Below are 17,035 nucleotides of genomic sequence, written 5' to 3'. Positions count from 1 at the left end.
TCTGCCCCTGAATGATGGAGTCATGCGACCAGACGTGGGCCAGGTGCTTCACTTCTCCGAAGATCCGACGATCAAGAGGTTCGTGCCCCATGTCGCGAAGACGTCGCGTCAGAGCACGCCGTACGTGTGGGCGGTGGGCGCGGACCGCTGCCCCGACTACTGGTTCCCGCGCCACTGCCCTCGTGTCATGGCCTGGAAGGGATCCAGGACCCGGGCGTGGGACGTCGAGCGCATCGTGGGCGCGGGGTGCGGCGAGCGCGTGCACGCCATCGAGTACGGCTGGCTCAGACCGATGATGGAGGTGCGGTTGTACGCCTACCGCCTGCCCGCCGCCGCCTTCGTCCCGATCGGTGAGCCGCCGCACGCGGTGGTCGCCGAGGTGCCCGTGGAGCCGCTCGGCCCACCCGAGCCCGTCACCGACCTGATCGAGCTGCACGAGGAGGCGGGGATCCAGTTGCGCGTGCTGGACAACCTCTGGCCGTTCTGGAACCAGATCACGGCCAGCACGATGGAGTTCAGCGGGATCAGGCTGCGGAACGCTCGGCGATCAACGAGCTGAGCTCGCCGACCGTCATCGAGCCGGGCCCGCGTCGCTCGCGGGCGGCCCTTCCCGCCTCGCGCTGGAGCACCTCGTTGACCGGTGTGGCCACGCCGTGCATGCGGCCGAGCAGGGCGATCTCGCCGTTGAGGTAGTCGGCCTCGATCGAGCCGCTGCCCCTCGCGAGGCTCTGCCAGGAGGAGCCGCCTCCGCGCTCGACTCCCTCGATGGTTCTGAGCTGGATCGGCTCACTCTGCGCGTGTTCGATGCCGGCGGCCGCGAGGACGGCGAGGCCCTCCGCCCTGGCCTGCTCGAACAGCTCGTTGATGCCGGGCTCGCGGCCGCAGAGCGCCTCCACCGCGTTGCCGAGGTTGCCGAGCAGCTTGCCGTACTTCCAGCGCATCACATCGGGTACGGCCAGCGCGTCGAAAGCGCTCTTGGACAGGTCGCCGGCCATCGTCTCGGCCAGTTCGTCCACACCCTGTGGATAACGTCCGATGTGCAGCCGCCCGGAGAGCGGTGACCCGAAGGCGGCGACCACACCCGGCTCCATGTGCAGCGCGGGCAGGTAGACGCACATGCCGTAGACCCGCTCGAACCGCCGCAGCGCCATACGCTCGTTCGCCACGCCGTTCTGCGCGCACACCACGGGCAGGTCGGTGGGCCACGACTCGAGCGCGGCGATGGTGTCCTGCGACTTGGTGGCCACCACCAGGACGTCCGCGTCCACCGGCCCGTCGGCGACGGGAACGCTCAGCCGCTCGTCGGAGTCCGGGGTGGCGAGTCGCAGCCCCTGCTCGCGGAGTGCCTCGTAGTGTCGCCCTCTGGCGATCAAGGTGACGTCGTGTCCGTGCTGGAAAAGGCGACCGCCGATGGTTCCGCCGACCGCCCCTGCTCCGATCACTGCGTAATGCATGGATCAAGCATGTCACCATTCAGGACGGATACGGCTTTTCCCCGCTCGCGCCAGATCGTCTTGAGCACGCGCCATCCGTCGCGGACGGCGTGCAGGTTGCTCTCCCCGTGGATCCTGGACCGCTCATGGCTGGGCACCTCGCGGATGACCAGGCCCGCCTTGGCGGCCCTGACGTTCATCAGCGTCTCGATCTCGAAACCGTCGCAATCGAGTGCCATCGCGTCCAGGTGCCGGGCCCAGAAGGCGTTGTAGCCGTAGCACAGGTCGGTGTAGCTGGTGCCGTACAGGCTGTTGGTGATGAAGGTCAGCACCCGGTTGCCCAGGGAGCGGATCGGGCTGATGTCGTCCGATCCGCCGCCCTCGACGTAGCGCGAGCCCTTGGCGAAGTCCGCGCCGTCGATCAGTGCCTTGACGAACAGGGCGATCTCATGACCGTCGGTCGAGCCGTCAGCGTCGATCATGACGATGATGTCGCCCTTGGCGGCGGCGAACCCCTCGGTGAGGGCGTTGCCCTTGCCGCGCCTGGTCTGCGTGACCACGCGCAGGTCGGGGCGGAGCTTCTGGGCCACCGCCACCGTGTCGTCGGTGGAGTTCCCGTCGACCAGGATCACTTCGTCGATCCAGGCGGGCAGAGTCGCGAAGACGTGTGGAAGGTTGTCAGCTTCGTTCAGTGCGGGAACCACGACACTGACGCTCGCGGCGGAGGGGCCTCTGTTCATGTGCCCAAGGTCCACGATCTCGCCTGCAACTCGCTTGACATCCTCTTGAATCGGGTGATGATCTACCGCATTTCGGCTGTAAATCCGTATTTCTGGGGCTCCCGGTGACCTGCGAGATCGTCTCTTTCGCTCGTTCCAGAACTCGACAGGTAATGATCCACTTGCTGTTCCTTGACTTTTTCTTCGAAATATGCGTGGAATCAGCGCCGGGTGGCCGCCGCCCAGCGATCCAGCACGATCGCGGCGGCTCCGGAGTCGATCGCCGCGCACGCCCGCTCGTACGCCGCCCCGAGCCCCGGCACTCCCGCCCCGCTCGCCGCCGCCAGCGCCGCGGCGGCGTTCAGGCAGACGATGTCGCGCACCGGACCTCGAGCCCCCTCCAGGACCTCCCGCGCCACCCTGGCGTTGTGCGCCGCGTCCGCGCCCCGCAGATCGTCGGCGCTCGCCCTGGGAATCCCCAGTGACAGCGGGTCGAACCGGCTCGACGTGACCGCCCCGTCCCTCACCTCCCAGATGGTGGAAGGCCCCGTCGTGGTCAGCTCGTCCAGCCCGTCGTCCCCCCTGAACACCAGCGACGAGCAGCCCCGCGCCGCCAGCACTCCCGCGATCACCGGCGCCATCCGAGGATGGAACACCCCCACCGCCTGGGCAGCGGGCCTGGCGGGGTTGACGAGCGGCCCGAGGAAGTTGAAGACCGTCGGCACCCCGAGCTCCTTCCTCGGACCCGTGGTGAGCCGGAACGCGGGATGGTAGTGCGGGGCGAACAGGAACGTGATCCCCGCCTCGGCCGCCACCCTGGCCGCCGCCCGAGGCGACAGGTCGATCACGACGCCGAGCGCCTCCAGCACGTCGGCGGCGCCCGAGGACGACGTGGCCGCCCTTCCTCCGTGCTTGACGACCCGCGCGCCCGCAGCCGCGGCCACGATCGCCGCCATCGTGGAGATGTTCACGGTGTGGGCCTGGTCGCCGCCCGTGCCGACGAGATCGACAGCGTCGGAGGGGATGGCCAGCGGGGTGGCGCCGTCGAGCAGCGCCGAGGCCAGCCCCGACACCTCCTCGACGGTCTCGCCCTTGGCGCGCAGCGCGACGGCGAGTCCGGCGATCTGCGCGTCGGTCGCCGCGCCGGCCATGATCTGTCCCATCGCCCACGCGGTGTCCTCTGCGCGCAGCGATCCACCGTCGAGAAGCGTGCCGAGAAGAGCGGGCCAGGTCGTCATGTGAGCCTCCAGTCGAGCGGACGAGGAGGCCAACCCATCGATGACCCCCTCGCGAGGGCGGTCATCGGACATCGCGCACGGACCGCCTAGGAGACGGGCCACCAGGAACGCGCGATCATGACATGACATGCTACCGGCATGGCGGTGCAGGGCGACCCGAGCGCGCTGATCTTCTTCAGGGCCGCCGTGCAGGCGGAGACGGCGGTGCCGGGGTTCACCGACGTCTCCGAGCTGCTGTTCTCCTGATCTGCGGAAAGGGATGAGGCGGTCGGCGGGTTCGGTGCGTATCCGAAGGTGAGAGAACACTCGAGGAGAGTTTTGCTCCGGGCGGTCAGAAGCCACGGGCGCCGCCAGGATTAGACTCCCCTTGAATCCCTGCAGGGTTTTTGAAATGGATCAGACATGGACAAAGAGGCCACAGCGGTGATCTCGGGCGTCGTGGATGTGCGTGACGTCCCGCTGAGCAGTCTGTGTGAGAAAGACCTGTGCGACACCGAGCTGGCGAGCACGCTGCGCCGCGTCGTCCCCGATACCCCCAGGATCTCCGTGGCGGCGTTCAACTCCTCCATCTGACGGGAGGGCGGCGATGGTGCCGTTCCGCCAGTTCGTCCTCAAGGTCCACAGCAGGTGCGACCTGGCCTGCGACCACTGCTACGTGTACGAGCACGCCGACCAGAGCTGGCGACGACGGCCCAAGGTGATGGCGCGGGAGACGATCGCCTGGAGCGCGCTGCGCATCGCCGAGCACGTCAAGACCCACGCTCTCGACCAGGTCACGGTCGTGCTCCACGGCGGTGAGCCCCTGCTGGCCGGGCATGACAGGCTGCAGGCCGTCGCCGAGGCGATCGCGGCGGCGCTGACCGGCACGTGCCGTCTCGACCTGCGTGTCCACACCAACGGGCTGCTGCTCGACGACGACTTCCTCGACCTGTTCGAGGAGAAGGGCGTCAAGGTGGGGGTCTCGCTCGACGGCGACCGGGCCGCCCACGACCGGCACAGGCGCTACGCCGACGGCAGGGGCAGCCACGACAGGGTGCTCGGCAAGCTGGCCCTGCTGCGAGGGCGCCCGCACCTCTACGCGGGGCTGCTGTGCACGGTCGACGTGGCCAACGACCCGATCGCCGTCTACGAGGCGCTGGTCGAGCAGGCGCCGCCACGGGTCGACTTCCTGCTCAAGCACGCCACCTGGGACGAACCACCCGAGAGCGGAGCGGGCGACTGGCTCATCGCGGTGTTCGACAGGTGGGTCGCGGACGGAAGGCCGATGGCCGTGCGGATGTTCGACTCGATCGAGTCGACGTCGCGGGGCGGTCCCAGCATGACCGAGGCGCTCGGCCTGGAGCCGAGCGATCTGGTGGTCATCGAGACCGACGGCGCCTACGAACAGGTCGACTCGCTGAAGGCGGCCTACGACGGCGCGCCGGAGACGGGGCTCGACGTGTTCGGCCACACCCTCGACGAGGTGGCGCGGCACCCGGGGATCGCGGCGCGGCAGCGCGGGATCGACGGGCTCGCCGAGGCGTGCGTGAGGTGCCCCGTCGTCGACAGCTGTGGCGGTGGGCTCTACCCGCACCGCTACAAGGAGGGCGGCTTCGCCAACCCGAGCGTGTACTGCGCCGACCTGCTCAAGCTGATCACGCATGTGCGGGGGCGGCTGCGCCGTACGCACGAGCTGACGTCGGGGCAGCTCGGCGAGCTGGCCGCGGGCCACGGCAGCGCGGAGGCCGTGGCGGCGCTGGCCGCGGGCCAGGTCAGCCTGCGCAGGCTGGCGCTGACGAAGGCGGCAGGGCCAGGCCCCGCGTGGCGGCTGCTGACGGCGATCGACGACGAGCACCCCGCCGCGCTGGCCGCCGTGCTCGACCACCCGTACGTGCGCGCATGGGCGGTGAGGAGGCTCGCCGGTACCGCAGGCCCCGCCCACCTCGGCAACGTCGCCGCGGCGGCCGCGGTCAGGGCGGGCGTCACGGCCGAGGTCGAGGTCGAGGTGCTCGCGGGCGTCGCCTACCTGCCCGGTCTGGGCGCGCTCACCGGCATGAGCGGCGCCATGGTGCGAATCGACCGCGGCGGGGCCTGGGCTGAGGGAGCGACGTGGGAGCCCCTGCGGCGGCTCACGGCCATGGGCATCGACGTGGCGCTCGAGGACCTCGACCCCTACAGGGACTGCCACCAGTGGACGCCCGCCTCGCGGCTGGACGGGGAGCGGGCGGCGGCGTGGCAGGAGCGGTTCGCCGCGGCGGTCCAGGTGATCGCGCGTGACCATCCCGCCTACCTGCCGGCCATCAGGGCGGGCCTGACCACGCTGACCCCGCTCGACCAGGCCGCGGGTACCACCAGCTCGGCCGCGGGGCACGCGTTCGGCGCGATCGCCACGACGCTGCCCCCTGACTCGGAGACGCTCGCGTTGCTGCTCATGCACGAGTTCCAGCACGTGAAGCTGGGCGGCGTGCTCGACCTGTTCGACCTGTTCGACGAGCGGGACGCCAGGCTCTTCTACGCGCCGTGGCGCGACGACCCGCGCCCGCTGGAGGGCCTGCTGCAGGGCGCCTACGCCCATCTGGCCGTCACCGACTTCTGGCGGAGGCGCGACCCGCTCGCCTTCGCCCGCTGGCGCGCGGACACCGCCATGGCCATCGAGACCCTGCTCGGCGCGGGCTCGCTCACGTCGCTGGGAGCGGCGTTCGTGGCGGGTATGAGGGCGGCCGTCCTGCCCTGGCTGGACGAGCCGGTCCCCGTGGAGGCCGAGCGCGGCGCGCAGGCGGAACGGGCGGCGCACCGCGCCAGGTTCGGATGACGAGGCAGGAGCTGTCCGCCCACCTGAGGCGGTTGGGCGTGGCCTCGGGTCAGGTCCTGCTCGTCCACAGCGCGCTGAGCAGGATCGGCGACGTCACGCCCGCGACGGCGGCGGCGGCGCTGCGGGAGGCCGTCGGCGAGGAGGGCACGCTCGTGGTGCCCACGCAGACCGCCCACAACTCCGACACCTCCCGTGAGCACCTGGACCGGATCGCGGGCATGTCGCCAGGGGAGATCGCCGCCTTCCGCGCCACGATGCCGCCCTTCGACCCCCTCACCACCCCTTCCACCGGCATGGGACGGCTCGCCGAGCACATCAGGACCACCGAGGGCGCCGTGCGCAGCGCGCACCCGCAGACCTCGTTCGCCGCGCTCGGGCCCATGGCCGCCAAGCTCATGGACGACCACGCCCGCGACTGTCACCTGGGGGAACGCTCCCCGCTGGCCAGGCTCTACGAGGCGAACGCGTGGATCCTGCTCATGGGCGTCGGCTACACCTCCTGTACGGCGCTGCACCTGGCCGAGTACCGCCTCCCCGACCCGCCGACCAGGACCTACCGGTGCGTGGTGGAGGAAGGCTGGTGGGAGTACAGGGACGTCGACCTGCGCGACGCTCACCTGGCGGCGCTCGGCGCCGACCTAGACAAAACGGATTTCTCTCAGAAAGGCGGCATTGGACGGGCAGAATGTCGTCTGCTGCCTCTTGCGTCGGCGGTGGATTTCGCAGTGAATTGGCTTGCCGTGAAATAGAAAGGAGGCGGGTTGCCCGAATCCCCGTACTTCTTTCTGAGCTACCGGCGCAACGACGTGAGCGACCTCTGGGTCGCTCGATTCTTCAAACACGTGTCCGACGACGTGCGCGCGGTCGCCAACGTCGAGCACCCCGGCTTCATGGACAGACAGGTGCCCGTCGGCGGCATCTGGCCCGCGCACGTCTCCCAGGCGCTGTCCACCTGCAGGGTGTTCGTGCCCGTCTACTCGATGACCTACTTCGACAGCGAGCACTGCGGCAAGGAGTGGGGCGCGTTCAGCCGCCGCTGCGGTCCGGGATCCGAGGCGATCCTGCCGGTGCTGTGGGCCCCGCTGTACGACACGGTGGTGCCCGAATGCGCGGGCATTCTCAACTACGAGCACGTCGCCTTCGGTAAGGAGTACGCGAAAAGCGGCATCTACGGCGTCATGAAACTGCGCCGCTTCCGCGAGGCGTACAAGGAGGGCGTCTGGTGGCTGGCGCGCAGGATCATCGAGGTCGGCAGGACCGTGGAGGTGCCCTACCAGGCCATCCCCGACTACCGCGAGCAGCCGAACGCGTTCGCGACCGTCGAGACCGGCAGGCCGTACCACGTGACGGTGGTCGCGCCGCGTCTGGGCGCGCTGCCAGGTGACAGGGACCCCGGCTTCTACGGCAGGTCGCCGCTCGACTGGAACCCCTTCGCGGGACCCGGCACGCTCGCCGAGGCGGCGGCCGAGGTCGTCAGGAGGCAGGGCCTGCGACCCGTCGTCGGCACGCTCGACGAGCACGCCGACCGCGACGGCGAGCAGGGCGTCGTGCTGCTCGACCCGTGGGCGCTGGCCGACAAGGGAGTGAGAGAGGCGGTGGCCGAGCTGAGGGCTCCCGTGCTCGTCCCGTGGCACGACGGCGACCTCCAGAGCGCGTCGGAGCGCGGGCGGCTGGAGGGCGCGCTGCGCGAGACGGTGGAGGCCAGGCCGATCTCCGATCTGGACGCGCTGGCCGAGCTGATCAGGCAGGCGGAGTGGCGGCGGCTGCGTGAGGCCCCCGGCTATCCACCGCCTGGTCCTTCGAGCGAGAAGCCGAGGTTGAGCGGCCCCGAGGAGTGGTCATGAGCGAGGGCAGGATCATCACGTTCTACTCCTACAAGGGCGGCACGGGGCGCACGATGGCGCTGGCCAACGTCGCCTGGATCCTTGCCGCCAACGGCAGAAAGGTGCTGGCGCTCGACTGGGACCTCGAATCGCCCGGCCTGCACAGGTTCTTCCACCCCTTCCTCGACACGGGGGTGATCAGCGCGACGCCCGGCGTCATCGAGCTGATCACCGACTACGCCTTCGCCGCCCTGCAGCCGGTCGAGCGGGCACCGGACTGGCACCTGGAGTACACGCAGGTGCTGCCGAGGGCGGTGTCCCTGGAGTACGAGCACTTCCCCGGCAGCGGCACCATCGACTTCATCTCGGCGGGCCGCCAGAACCGCGACTACTCCTCGCTGCTGTCCACCTTCGACTGGGACAACTTCTACGAAAGGCTCGGTGGCGGCGTCTTCCTCGACGCGCTGCGGGCCGACATGCGCCGCCACTACGACTACGTGCTGATCGACAGCCGCACGGGGCTCAGCGACATCGCCGACATCTGCACCGTGCACTTCCCCGACACGCTCGTCGACTGCTTCACGCTCAGCGACCAGAGCATCGACGGCGCGGCGGCCGTGGCCAGGCACATCGACCAGCGCTACCGCGACAGGGGCATCAGGATCCTGCCGGTCCCGATGCGCATCGAGTCGGGCGAGAAGAAGAAGCTCGACGCGGGGCGGGCGCTGGCGCGCAGGCGCTTCGCCGGGTTCCCCAAGGGTGTGGACGCCGAGGAGTACTGGGCCACCATCGAGATCCCCTACGTGCCCTTCTACGCCTACGAGGAGACGCTGGCCACCTTCGGCGAGGTGGCCGCCTCGCCCTCGTCGATCCTTTCCGCGTACGAGCGGCTGACCTCCGCGCTCACCGACGGCGACGTCAGCGGGCTGCCGCAGGTCTCCGAGGAGGTGCGCGCCCAGGTCCTGTCGCTGTTCGAGCGCAGGGCGCCCGACCCCGAGGAGGAGGGGACGCTGGCGCTCAGCTACGTCCCCGAGGACAGGATGTGGGCCGACTGGGTGGCGGCGCTGCTGCGCAGGAGCGGCATGAAGGTCGTCGTCGTCAGCGCCGACCTGCCCGACTGGGAGCAGACGCTGTCCGGCGCGGCCAGGGTCGCCGCCCTGGTCTCGCCCGCCTACCAGCGCTCGCCCAGGACCAGGCACTTCCTCGACGAGCCGCCGCCCCACGTGACGATCAGGGTCGGTGACCTGCCCACCGAGGAGGGCGTCCGCATCGACCGGCTCGTGGAGAGCGAGGCGGCGCAGATGCTGCTGCAGGTCTTCGGCAGGGCAGGACAGGCTCCCGAGCATCCGGCCGAGCCCGCCCCGCTCGGTCCCCGCTACCCCGGCACCCCGCCGCGAGTGTGGAACCTGCCGCCGCGCAACGCCGCCTTCACCGGGCGCGCGGCCGTGCTGGAGGAGCTGCGCAACCAGCTCGTCGGCACCGGGCAGGCGGTGGTGCTGCCCATGGCCCTGTACGGCCTCGGCGGCGTCGGCAAGACGCAGGTCGCGCTGGAGTACGCCTACCGCTTCATGGCCGACTACGACCTCGTGTGGTGGGTGTCGGCGGAGGAGAGCGCGGGCATCTCCGACAACTTCCTCGACGAGCTCGCTCCCCGGCTCGGGATCAAGCCGGAGGAGGCGACGGTCAAGGCCGTGCTGGAGAGCCTGCGGCGCGGCGAGCCGTACCAGAGGTGGCTGTTGATCTTCGACAATGCCACTGAGCTGGCCGAGCTCGCCGACCACCTGCCCGTCGGGGCCGCGGGCCATGTGCTGATCACCTCGCGCAACCCCGCGTGGTCGAGCGTGGCGGCGCCGCTGGAGGTGGACGTCTTCAGCAGGGACGAGAGCGTGGAACACCTGCGCGGCCAGGTGCAGGGACTGCCGGAGAACGACGCGGAGAAGGTGGCCGCGGCGCTGGGTTTCCTGCCGCTGGCGGTCGACCAGGCGGGCGCGTGGCTGCGCGAGACCGGCATGCCCGCCGGCGACTACGTCGAGCTGCTCGAAAGCGAGCTGACCAGGGCGCTGCCCACCTTCAGGGGACCCAAGCCGGTGGCCGCGACATGGAACGTCTCGCTCGACCAGCTCATGCGCCGCTCGCCCGCGGCGGTGCGGCTGCTGCAGCTGTGCGCGTTCTTCTCAGCCGACCCGATCTCGATGACCATGATCTACAGCGACGAGATGGTGCGGCTGCTGCGCGAGCACGACGACAGCCTGCGCGAGAAGCTCATGCTCGGCAGCGTGATCAGGGAGATCAGCAGGTTCGCGCTCGCGCGGGTGGACCAGAGCGACAACACCATCCAGGTGCACCGCCTGGTGCAGGCCGTCATCCGCAGCCAGATGGACGAGGAGGCCCAGACCCGCGCCTGCCATGACGTGCACACCGTGCTCGTCGGCGCGCGCCCGCGCCAGGGCGACGTGGACGACCCGGAGAACTGGCCCCGCTACAGCCTGATCTGGCCGCACCTGACCCCTTCGCGGGCGGCCGAGTGCGGCGACGAGGACACCCGGCAGCTCCTCATCGACTCGGTCCGCTACTCGTGGAAGCGCGGCAACTTCGAACGCGCGCTGGAACGTGGCCGCCAGCTGGAGCAGGCCTGGCTGGACGCGCACGGGCCCGACCACTGGCAGACGCTCTACCTGCGCTTCCACCTGGCCAACGTGCTCAGGTCGCAGGGGCGGTACAAGGCGGCGAGGGACGAGGACGAGCAGGTCGTCGCGATGCAGCGGGCCACGCTCGGCGAGCGGCACCCGCACACGCTCATGACCTCGGGCAGCCTGGCCGCCGACCTGCGCGGCCTCGGCGAGTTCAGGCAGGCGCTCACGCTCGACCAGAACACCTACGCCCAGTTCAAGGAGCTGTTCGGCGAGGAGCACCCGCGCACGCTGGCGGCGGCCAACAACCTGGCCGTCTCCTACCGGCTGGTCGGCGACTGCTTCTCGGCCAGACAGATCGACCAGGAGACGCTGGAGCGGCGCAGGGCGGTGCTCGGCGCGACGCATCCCTACACGCTCTTCTCCCAGGCGAACCTGGCGCGCGACCACAGGGAGGCGGGCCAGTTCAGGCTGTCGGTCGAGCAACTGCGCGACACGTGGGAGAAATACAAGGACGTGCTGGGAGACGACTTCCTCGACACGCTGCGCACCGCCAAGAGCCTGGCCGTCTCGTTGCGCAAGGCGGGGGAGCAGGCCGAGGCGCTCGAGCTGGCCAAGGAGACCTACGACCGTTACGTCCTGCACTATCCGGCGTCTCCGGAGACCAGGGCGGCCGAGCTGGAGTACGCCTGCTGCCTGTCGGCGCTGGACGACAAGCCGCAGGCGCGGCGGATCGCCACGGGGATCCTCGACGACTTCCGCGCCGGCCTGGGCGCCACCCACCCCTACACGCTCGTCGTGGCCAACAACCTCATCACCTACCTGCGCGGCACAGGCGACGTAGGGCAGGCGTGCGAGCTGGGCGAGGAGACCCTGGAGGCCTTCAGGGCGCGGCTGGCGGCCGACCATCCCTTCGCCCTGTCGTGCGCCGTCAACCACGCCAACTGCCTCGGCGACCTCGGCGATCTCGGGGCGGCCGAGGTGCTCGAACGCGAGACCGTGGCGCTGCTCAGGGACGTGCTCGGCCCGCTGCACCCCGACACGCTCGCCTGCCGGGCCAACCTCGCGATCACCCTGCACTCGGCGGGCCAGCAGCGCGAGGTCATCGGGCTGATGACGGACGTGCTGGGCGCCGGCCACCCCAACATCGAGTCGCTGCGCGAATGGCGGCGCATCAACAGGGATCTCGAACCCCAGCCGACGTGACGAGCCAGCGCAGCACGTCGGGCAGCACCGACAGCGCGCCGAAGTGGGCCGCTCCCGGCTCCACGGCCATGACGGAGCCGGGGATCCGCTCGCCGAGCCATCGGCAGTGCGCGACGGGCGAGAACACGTCGTCCTCGCCGTGCCACAGCAGCGTCGGCGTCTCGATCACCGCGGGGTCGAAGCCCCACGGGCGGGTGAAGGCCATGGCGTCGTCCACCCAGCCGTCCGCCGAGTGCCGCAGGCCCTCGGCGAAGTTGCGCCACAGCATCTTCCTGATGCCGTCGTCGGCCACCACCCTGCGGTCGGCCTCCGGCAGTTCGTGGAACAGGCCCGCGACGAGCTGGGCGGGGTTGGCCCTGATCCGCGCGGCGGCCTGGCCGAGGCGTTCGGCGATCACGTCGTAGCCGGCGGAGGCGGCGCTGTACTCGACCACGTTCGACTCGGCCATCCCGTCGAACCAGTCGAGACCCTCGGCGGTACGCGGGGCGAGGCCCACGAGCACGGCGGCCTTCGAGGTGCGCTCGGGCAGCAGTGCGGCGCAGGCGAGGGCGTGCGGCCCGCCGCCCGATCTGCCCACGACGGCGAACGTGTCCAGGCCGAGAGCGTCGGCGACCGCGCTGACGTCGCCGACCGCGTCGCTGACCCGCCGTCCGCGCGCGGGGTCGGACCCGCCGTAGCCGGGACGGTCGAAGGTGATCAGCCGGACGCCGAGCCGGTACAGCACCGGGGCTCGCGGCCTGGGGCCCAGCCTGCTGCCGGGGGTGCCGTGCAGCAGGAACACGGGGCGGCCGGTGGGAGACCCCCATTCCTCGACGGCGAGTTTCCTGCCCTGGGGGGTGTGCACGATCGTCGTCACAGGTGGGTTTATGCCCAGAATCCAGGGGCACTCGTACGGCTGGCATAACGGGCGAGACATTACAAATGTGGGCAAATATCCACGCCGGGGGAGGCATGGGTCATGGGGAAGACGGAAAAGGCGAAAAACAAGATCCAGGAGACGAAGGGCAGGATCAAGGAGGGCGTCGGTGACGCCACCGACAACGAGTCGATGCAGGCGAAGGGCAAGGCGGAAAGGGCCAAGGGCAGCCTCAAGCAGGCCGGCGAGAAGGTGAAGGACGCCTTCAAGAAGTGACGCGAAAGGCCGGTTCCGAACGATCGGGACCGGCCTTCGTCGTGTTTCTAGGGGAAAGCGGATTCTTTCTCAGGGAAGTGGATTCCACGACAGGGTGGCGTCCACCCTGCGGTGATCGGACAGCAGGCCGGAAGAGGCGGAGCCAGGGGTTTTGTACTGGACGGTCACGGTCTCCGCGGGGGAGTTCCAGTACTCCGTCTGGAACAGCACGGCGTCGATCTTCACGGGGGCGCGGTCAGGGTCGCAGGCGACGGTGGTCGGCGGCAGGGCGTTCGTGGGGACGCCGAGCACGTGGCAGAAGGTGGGCAGGTTCTCGGCGGCGCCCGCCTCGCGGAAGTGGAACGACAGCGGCGTGGTCCCCGGCAGCTGGTAGTCGGAGAAGCCGAAGTAGTTGCGCCAGGTCTGGACCTGCGCCGCCCGCTGCTGGATCTCCGGATACGAGGTGAAGGCCGGTTCGTCGAGGCGGTTGTTCATGTCTCCCGCGAGGACCAGCGGAGCGTATCGGCCGTTCTCGTCCGGGACCATGAGGTTCTCCTCGATCCTGGCGCGGATCACGCTCGCCTGGCAGTGCCTGATGTCCTCACCCGCCCACCCGGTGGTCTTGGGCAGGCAGAAGGAGGTCCAGCCGTTGTCCATCCTGGAGGTCTCCACGACGCCGCCGGTGGGGTCCAAGTGTGTGGTGCAGGCCTGCGAGTGCTGCAGCCGTAACGGGGAGTTCTCCACCGGCAGCCACGTGTGCAGGCAGTACAGCTTGTAGAGGGCGCCGTCGCCGCGGACGAAGCTGGGCAGGTCCCAGGTGGTTCCCGCCCAGGCGTCGCGCCGGGTCAGGATCGCCGAGCCGATCGCCAGGTGGCAGGTCCCCGCCGCGTAACAGGGTTCCGAGGTGCCCCGCAGCCCGAGGCATCGGGTGTACTTCGTGCTGTTGGCCTCGGTGACGAAGCCCCACCCCTTGATCTGCCAGCCGCCGGCGTCCAGCGGCTTGAGCGCGTCGCGCAGGGCGGTGAACTGGTCGTAGCAGAGCTCGCTGAGCGAGATCACGTCCGGCTGCGTCTGCCGGGCGGTGGCCGCGATGGAGTCGACGGGGATTCTGGAGCCCTTCCACCACTCGCCGCCGGCGAGGTTGAAGTGCATGACCTTCGGTCGCGCGGGTACGGCCGCGGCCGCCGGTGAGGAGGTCAGACATAACGGGAGCAGGAGTACAACGAACAGCAGAATTCTGCGCATGGCGCACCTTTCGGGGGAGGATTCAGCCCTTGCTGCCGGTGGTCGCGATGCCTTCGATGATCTGTTTCTGCAGGATGGAGAAGATGACGATCACGGGAGCGGTCGCCAGCAGCGCGCCCGCCATGACCGTCGGGTACTCGACGTTGTGCTGGCCACTGAGCGTGGCCAGGCCCGCGGAGAGCGTCGTGCTCTCGGGATCGGTGGTGACGATGAGCGGCCACAGCAGGTCGTTCCACGACCACAGGAGGGTCAGGACGGCCAGTGCGAGCAGCCCGGGACGGCAGAGCGGCAGCAGGACCCGCCAGTAGCGGCGCAGCGGCCCGCATCCGTCGATCTCGGCCGCCTCGTCCAGCTCGCGCGGCAGCCCGGCGAAGAACTGGCGCAGCATGAAGGTGCCGAACGCGCTGAACATCCCTGGCACGACGAGCGCCGCCATCGAGTTGAGCCAGCCCAGCCGCTGCACGATGAGGAACTGCGGGATGACGAACAGCTGCGCAGGCACCATCAGCACCACCAGGAAGAGCCCGAAGAAGAACCGCCTCCCGGGGAACTCCAGGCGCGCGAAGGCGAAGGCCGCCAGCGAGCAGATGACGAGCTGCGCCACGGTACGGCCCGCGGCCATCAGCGCGGTGTTGACGAACTGCCGATCCAGGGGAACCAGCTCGAAGACCCTGGCGTAGCCGGAGGCGTCCCAGACGGTGGGCAGCAGCGAGGGCGGGACCCGCACCGAGTCGGGATAGGTCTTGAACGAGGTGAGGAGCTGCCAGGCGAACGGTCCCACCACCAGGACCGCGCCGATGGCCAGCACCACGTAGGAGACGACGAGAGCGCCACGACGGCTAGCCACGGTGCACCCACCTGCGCTGGAGCCGGAACTGCAGGACGGTCAGCAGCCCGACGACCACGAACAGCAGGACGGCGATGGCCGCGCCGTATCCGGGATCGTTCTGGACGAAGGACTTCTGGTAGAACAGGTGCACGATGGTCTGGGTGGCCGGCAGCGCGGGGCTGCCTGGCGGCATCATCAGGTACACCAGGTCGAACATCTGCAGCCCGTTGATGACCGTGATGACCGAGACGAAGAAGACGGTCGGGCTGATCATCGGCACCGTGACCGACACGAACTGCCTGACCGTCCCCGCGCCGTCGATGGCCGCGGCCTCGTAGAGCTGCCTGGGCACGGTCTGCAGCCCGGCCATGAGGATCACCAGGTTGTAGCCGAAGCCCATCCAGACGCCGATCGCCGCCAGCGCGAACATCGCCGTGCCCGGATCGGACGCCCACGACGGGCCGGCCACGCCCACCGTCGCCAGCGCCTGGTTCACCAGACCGAAGTCGCCGTTGTAGAGGTACTGCCACAGCAGCGCGACCGCGCTCGGCATCGTGACCACCGGCAGGAAGTACAGCGTGCGGAACAGGCCGCGGCCGCGCAGCTTCCGCTGGTCGAGCAGGACGGCGAACACCAGTGCCAGGGGGACGCCCAGGAGGACAAGGCCGGTGTAGGCCAGGCTGTTGCGCAGCGCTGCCCAGACCTTCCCATCGGTCAGCAGCCGCCGGTAGTTGTCCAGCCCCGTCCAGGTGCTGTCGCCGAACGGACCCCACTCGGTGAAGCCGAAGTAGAACGTCTGCAGCATCGGCCACAGGTAGAACACCGCCAGCCCGAGCCCGAGCGGGGCGATCATGAACAGGCCCCACCTCGCCTCCGTCGCCCTGCGGCGAGGGCGGCGCCCGCCGGGGGGAGCGGTCGCCCGGCGGGGCTCGGTGAGCGGCTGGGCGGTGGCGGTCATCGTTCGGCGCCGAGGGCGCTGTTCATGGTGGCGGCGAGCGTGGTGGCGGCCGCCTCCGGGGTGATCTCGCCGGTCCACGCCTTGGTGAGCACCGGCGCCTCCTCATCCATCCAGGCGGGCGTGTTCTTGGAGCCGGGCCAGGGGAAGGAGACGTCGAGCTGGTCGATGAAGATCTTCAGCTTGAACTGCGGTGCGGCGTCGATCCAGGCCTGCTGGGTGCCGGTGTAGGCGGGGATGAACGAGCCTGCCTTGCCGGCGATCTCGGCGGCCTCCTTGCCGCCGAGGAAGTCGGCGAACGCCGTCGCGGCCTCTTTGTGCGCGGACCTGGCCGACACGACGTTGGCCACGCCGTGGGTGACGACCGCCTTGGTCCTGCCTGCGGGCAGCGGGGCGACGTCCACGGTGTCCTTGGTGGAGGGGTTCTTGTGGAACCTGCCCGCGTACCAGCTGCCGCCGTAGTACATCGCGACCTTGCCCGACTCGAACATCACGGTCGGCTCGGTGTCGGTCATCTGCTGCTGGGTCGGGGACAGGCCGTTCTTGATGAGGTCGGTCCAGAACCTGATGCCCTCGATGGCGGCAGGCTGGTCGTAGCCCGACCTGGTGCCGTCGGGGGACAGGACGTAGCCGCCGGCCTGGGCGATGGTGTTGTAGAACCCGGCCTGGTTGTTGAGGGCGGCGGCGATGCCGTACACGCTGCCGTCCTGCTTGGTGAGCTTCTTGGCGGCGGACTGCACGTCGGCCCAGGTCCACGACGCGTCTGGGTACTTCACTCCGGCGGCGTCGAACAGCTTCTTGTTGTACCAGAGGCCGATCGTGTCGAAGTCCTTCGGCAGGCCGTACGTGGTGCCCTCGTAGGTGTAGAGGTCGACCAGCGCCTTGGGGTAGACCGACAGGTCCCGCTTGCCGGTGAGCGGGAGCAGCATGCCGTTGGAGGCGTAGAGCTTGATGTTGGAGCCGTTCATCCAGAACACGTCGGGCGCGACCCCGCCGGTGGCGGCGGCCTTCAGCTTGGCCCAGTAGTCGTCCCAGCCGGTCGTCTGGATCTTGAC

At 69.8% G+C, this 17,035-nt stretch carries 15 protein-coding genes; 7 read left to right on the top strand and 8 right to left on the bottom strand.

Annotated elements, in window-relative coordinates:
• Positions 1–22 precede the first annotated feature (22 nt).
• Positions 23–559: a DUF6886 family protein gene (locus AC3EO4_RS20020; protein ID WP_379580345.1), complete on the top strand. Its 537-nt coding sequence runs from the start codon at positions 23–25 to the stop codon at positions 557–559.
• Here AC3EO4_RS20020 and AC3EO4_RS20015 read toward each other — a convergent pair.
• The 3 genes from AC3EO4_RS20015 to trpD form a co-directional block, all read right to left on the bottom strand.
• Entirely contained in the window at positions 525–1,454 is a 930-nt protein-coding gene (locus AC3EO4_RS20015; RefSeq protein ID WP_379580344.1) for a ketopantoate reductase family protein, read from the bottom strand. The two genes, AC3EO4_RS20020 and AC3EO4_RS20015, sit on opposite strands and share 35 nt — an antisense overlap.
• Complete coding sequence (locus AC3EO4_RS20010) at positions 1,439–2,173, bottom strand: glycosyltransferase family 2 protein (RefSeq protein ID WP_431897036.1); 735 nt, start codon at positions 2,171–2,173, stop codon at positions 1,439–1,441. The genes AC3EO4_RS20015 and AC3EO4_RS20010 overlap by 16 nt, the downstream gene beginning before the upstream one ends.
• Before the next feature lie 200 nt (positions 2,174–2,373).
• The gene (gene trpD, locus AC3EO4_RS20005) at positions 2,374–3,390 is read right to left on the bottom strand and encodes an anthranilate phosphoribosyltransferase (protein ID WP_431897034.1); all 1,017 of its coding nucleotides are present in this window, start codon (positions 3,388–3,390) and stop codon (positions 2,374–2,376) included.
• A 402-nt stretch (positions 3,391–3,792) separates the two neighbouring features.
• On the opposite strand from trpD, the gene fxsA reads away from it, so the two are divergent.
• Genes fxsA through fxsT form a run of 5 tightly spaced genes read left to right on the top strand, consistent with a single transcriptional unit; the run spans position 3,793 to position 11,840 of the window.
• A complete protein-coding gene (fxsA, locus tag AC3EO4_RS20000; protein WP_379580341.1) occupies positions 3,793–3,963 on the top strand; it encodes an FxSxx-COOH cyclophane-containing RiPP peptide in 171 nt (56 codons plus the stop codon).
• Positions 3,964–3,976: 13 nt separating this feature from the next.
• The gene (locus AC3EO4_RS19995) at positions 3,977–6,181 is read left to right on the top strand and encodes an FxsB family cyclophane-forming radical SAM/SPASM peptide maturase (protein ID WP_431897032.1); all 2,205 of its coding nucleotides are present in this window, start codon (positions 3,977–3,979) and stop codon (positions 6,179–6,181) included.
• Positions 6,178–6,930, top strand: a complete 753-nt coding sequence (locus tag AC3EO4_RS19990; protein WP_431897030.1) for an AAC(3) family N-acetyltransferase — start codon at positions 6,178–6,180, stop codon at positions 6,928–6,930. The genes AC3EO4_RS19995 and AC3EO4_RS19990 overlap by 4 nt, the downstream gene beginning before the upstream one ends.
• Before the next feature lie 12 nt (positions 6,931–6,942).
• Entirely contained in the window at positions 6,943–8,025 is a 1,083-nt protein-coding gene (locus AC3EO4_RS19985) for a TIR-like protein FxsC (protein ID WP_379580338.1), read from the top strand.
• Positions 8,022–11,840 (top strand): FxSxx-COOH system tetratricopeptide repeat protein, encoded by a 3,819-nt coding sequence (gene fxsT / locus AC3EO4_RS19980; protein WP_431897028.1) that lies wholly within the window; start codon positions 8,022–8,024, stop codon positions 11,838–11,840. Before AC3EO4_RS19985 ends, fxsT begins: the two co-directional genes overlap by 4 nt.
• Here the strand turns inward: fxsT and AC3EO4_RS19975 are convergent.
• Entirely contained in the window at positions 11,809–12,696 is an 888-nt protein-coding gene (locus AC3EO4_RS19975) for an alpha/beta fold hydrolase (RefSeq protein WP_431897026.1), read from the bottom strand. The two genes, fxsT and AC3EO4_RS19975, sit on opposite strands and share 32 nt — an antisense overlap.
• Positions 12,697–12,798: 102 nt before the next feature.
• Between AC3EO4_RS19975 and AC3EO4_RS19970 the strand changes: the two genes are divergently transcribed.
• A complete protein-coding gene (locus tag AC3EO4_RS19970; protein WP_379580335.1) occupies positions 12,799–12,972 on the top strand; it encodes a CsbD family protein in 174 nt (57 codons plus the stop codon).
• Positions 12,973–13,041: 69 nt separating this feature from the next.
• Here AC3EO4_RS19970 and AC3EO4_RS19965 read toward each other — a convergent pair whose 3' ends face one another.
• The 4 genes from AC3EO4_RS19965 to AC3EO4_RS19950 all read right to left on the bottom strand — a co-directional run bounded on the left by AC3EO4_RS19965 (position 13,042) and on the right by AC3EO4_RS19950 (position 17,029).
• Positions 13,042–14,103, bottom strand: a complete 1,062-nt coding sequence (locus AC3EO4_RS19965; protein ID WP_431897024.1) for an endonuclease/exonuclease/phosphatase family protein — start codon at positions 14,101–14,103, stop codon at positions 13,042–13,044.
• A gap of 115 nt (positions 14,104–14,218) precedes the next feature.
• Complete coding sequence (locus AC3EO4_RS19960) at positions 14,219–15,043, bottom strand: carbohydrate ABC transporter permease (RefSeq protein ID WP_431897022.1); 825 nt, start codon at positions 15,041–15,043, stop codon at positions 14,219–14,221.
• Positions 15,036–15,983 carry a carbohydrate ABC transporter permease gene (locus AC3EO4_RS19955; protein WP_431897020.1) on the bottom strand — a complete coding sequence of 316 codons (948 nt, stop codon included), beginning with the start codon at positions 15,981–15,983 and terminating at the stop codon, positions 15,036–15,038. The genes AC3EO4_RS19960 and AC3EO4_RS19955 overlap by 8 nt, the downstream gene beginning before the upstream one ends.
• Positions 15,980–17,029, bottom strand: coding sequence for an ABC transporter substrate-binding protein (locus AC3EO4_RS19950; protein ID WP_431897340.1), 1,050 nt, complete (start codon positions 17,027–17,029; stop codon positions 15,980–15,982). The genes AC3EO4_RS19955 and AC3EO4_RS19950 overlap by 4 nt, the downstream gene beginning before the upstream one ends.
• Between the last annotated feature and the right edge of the window lie 6 nt (positions 17,030–17,035).

It is taken from the genome of Nonomuraea sp. bgisy101, from assembly GCF_057708945.1.
This window is presented reverse-complemented; position numbering and strand designations above follow the sequence as displayed.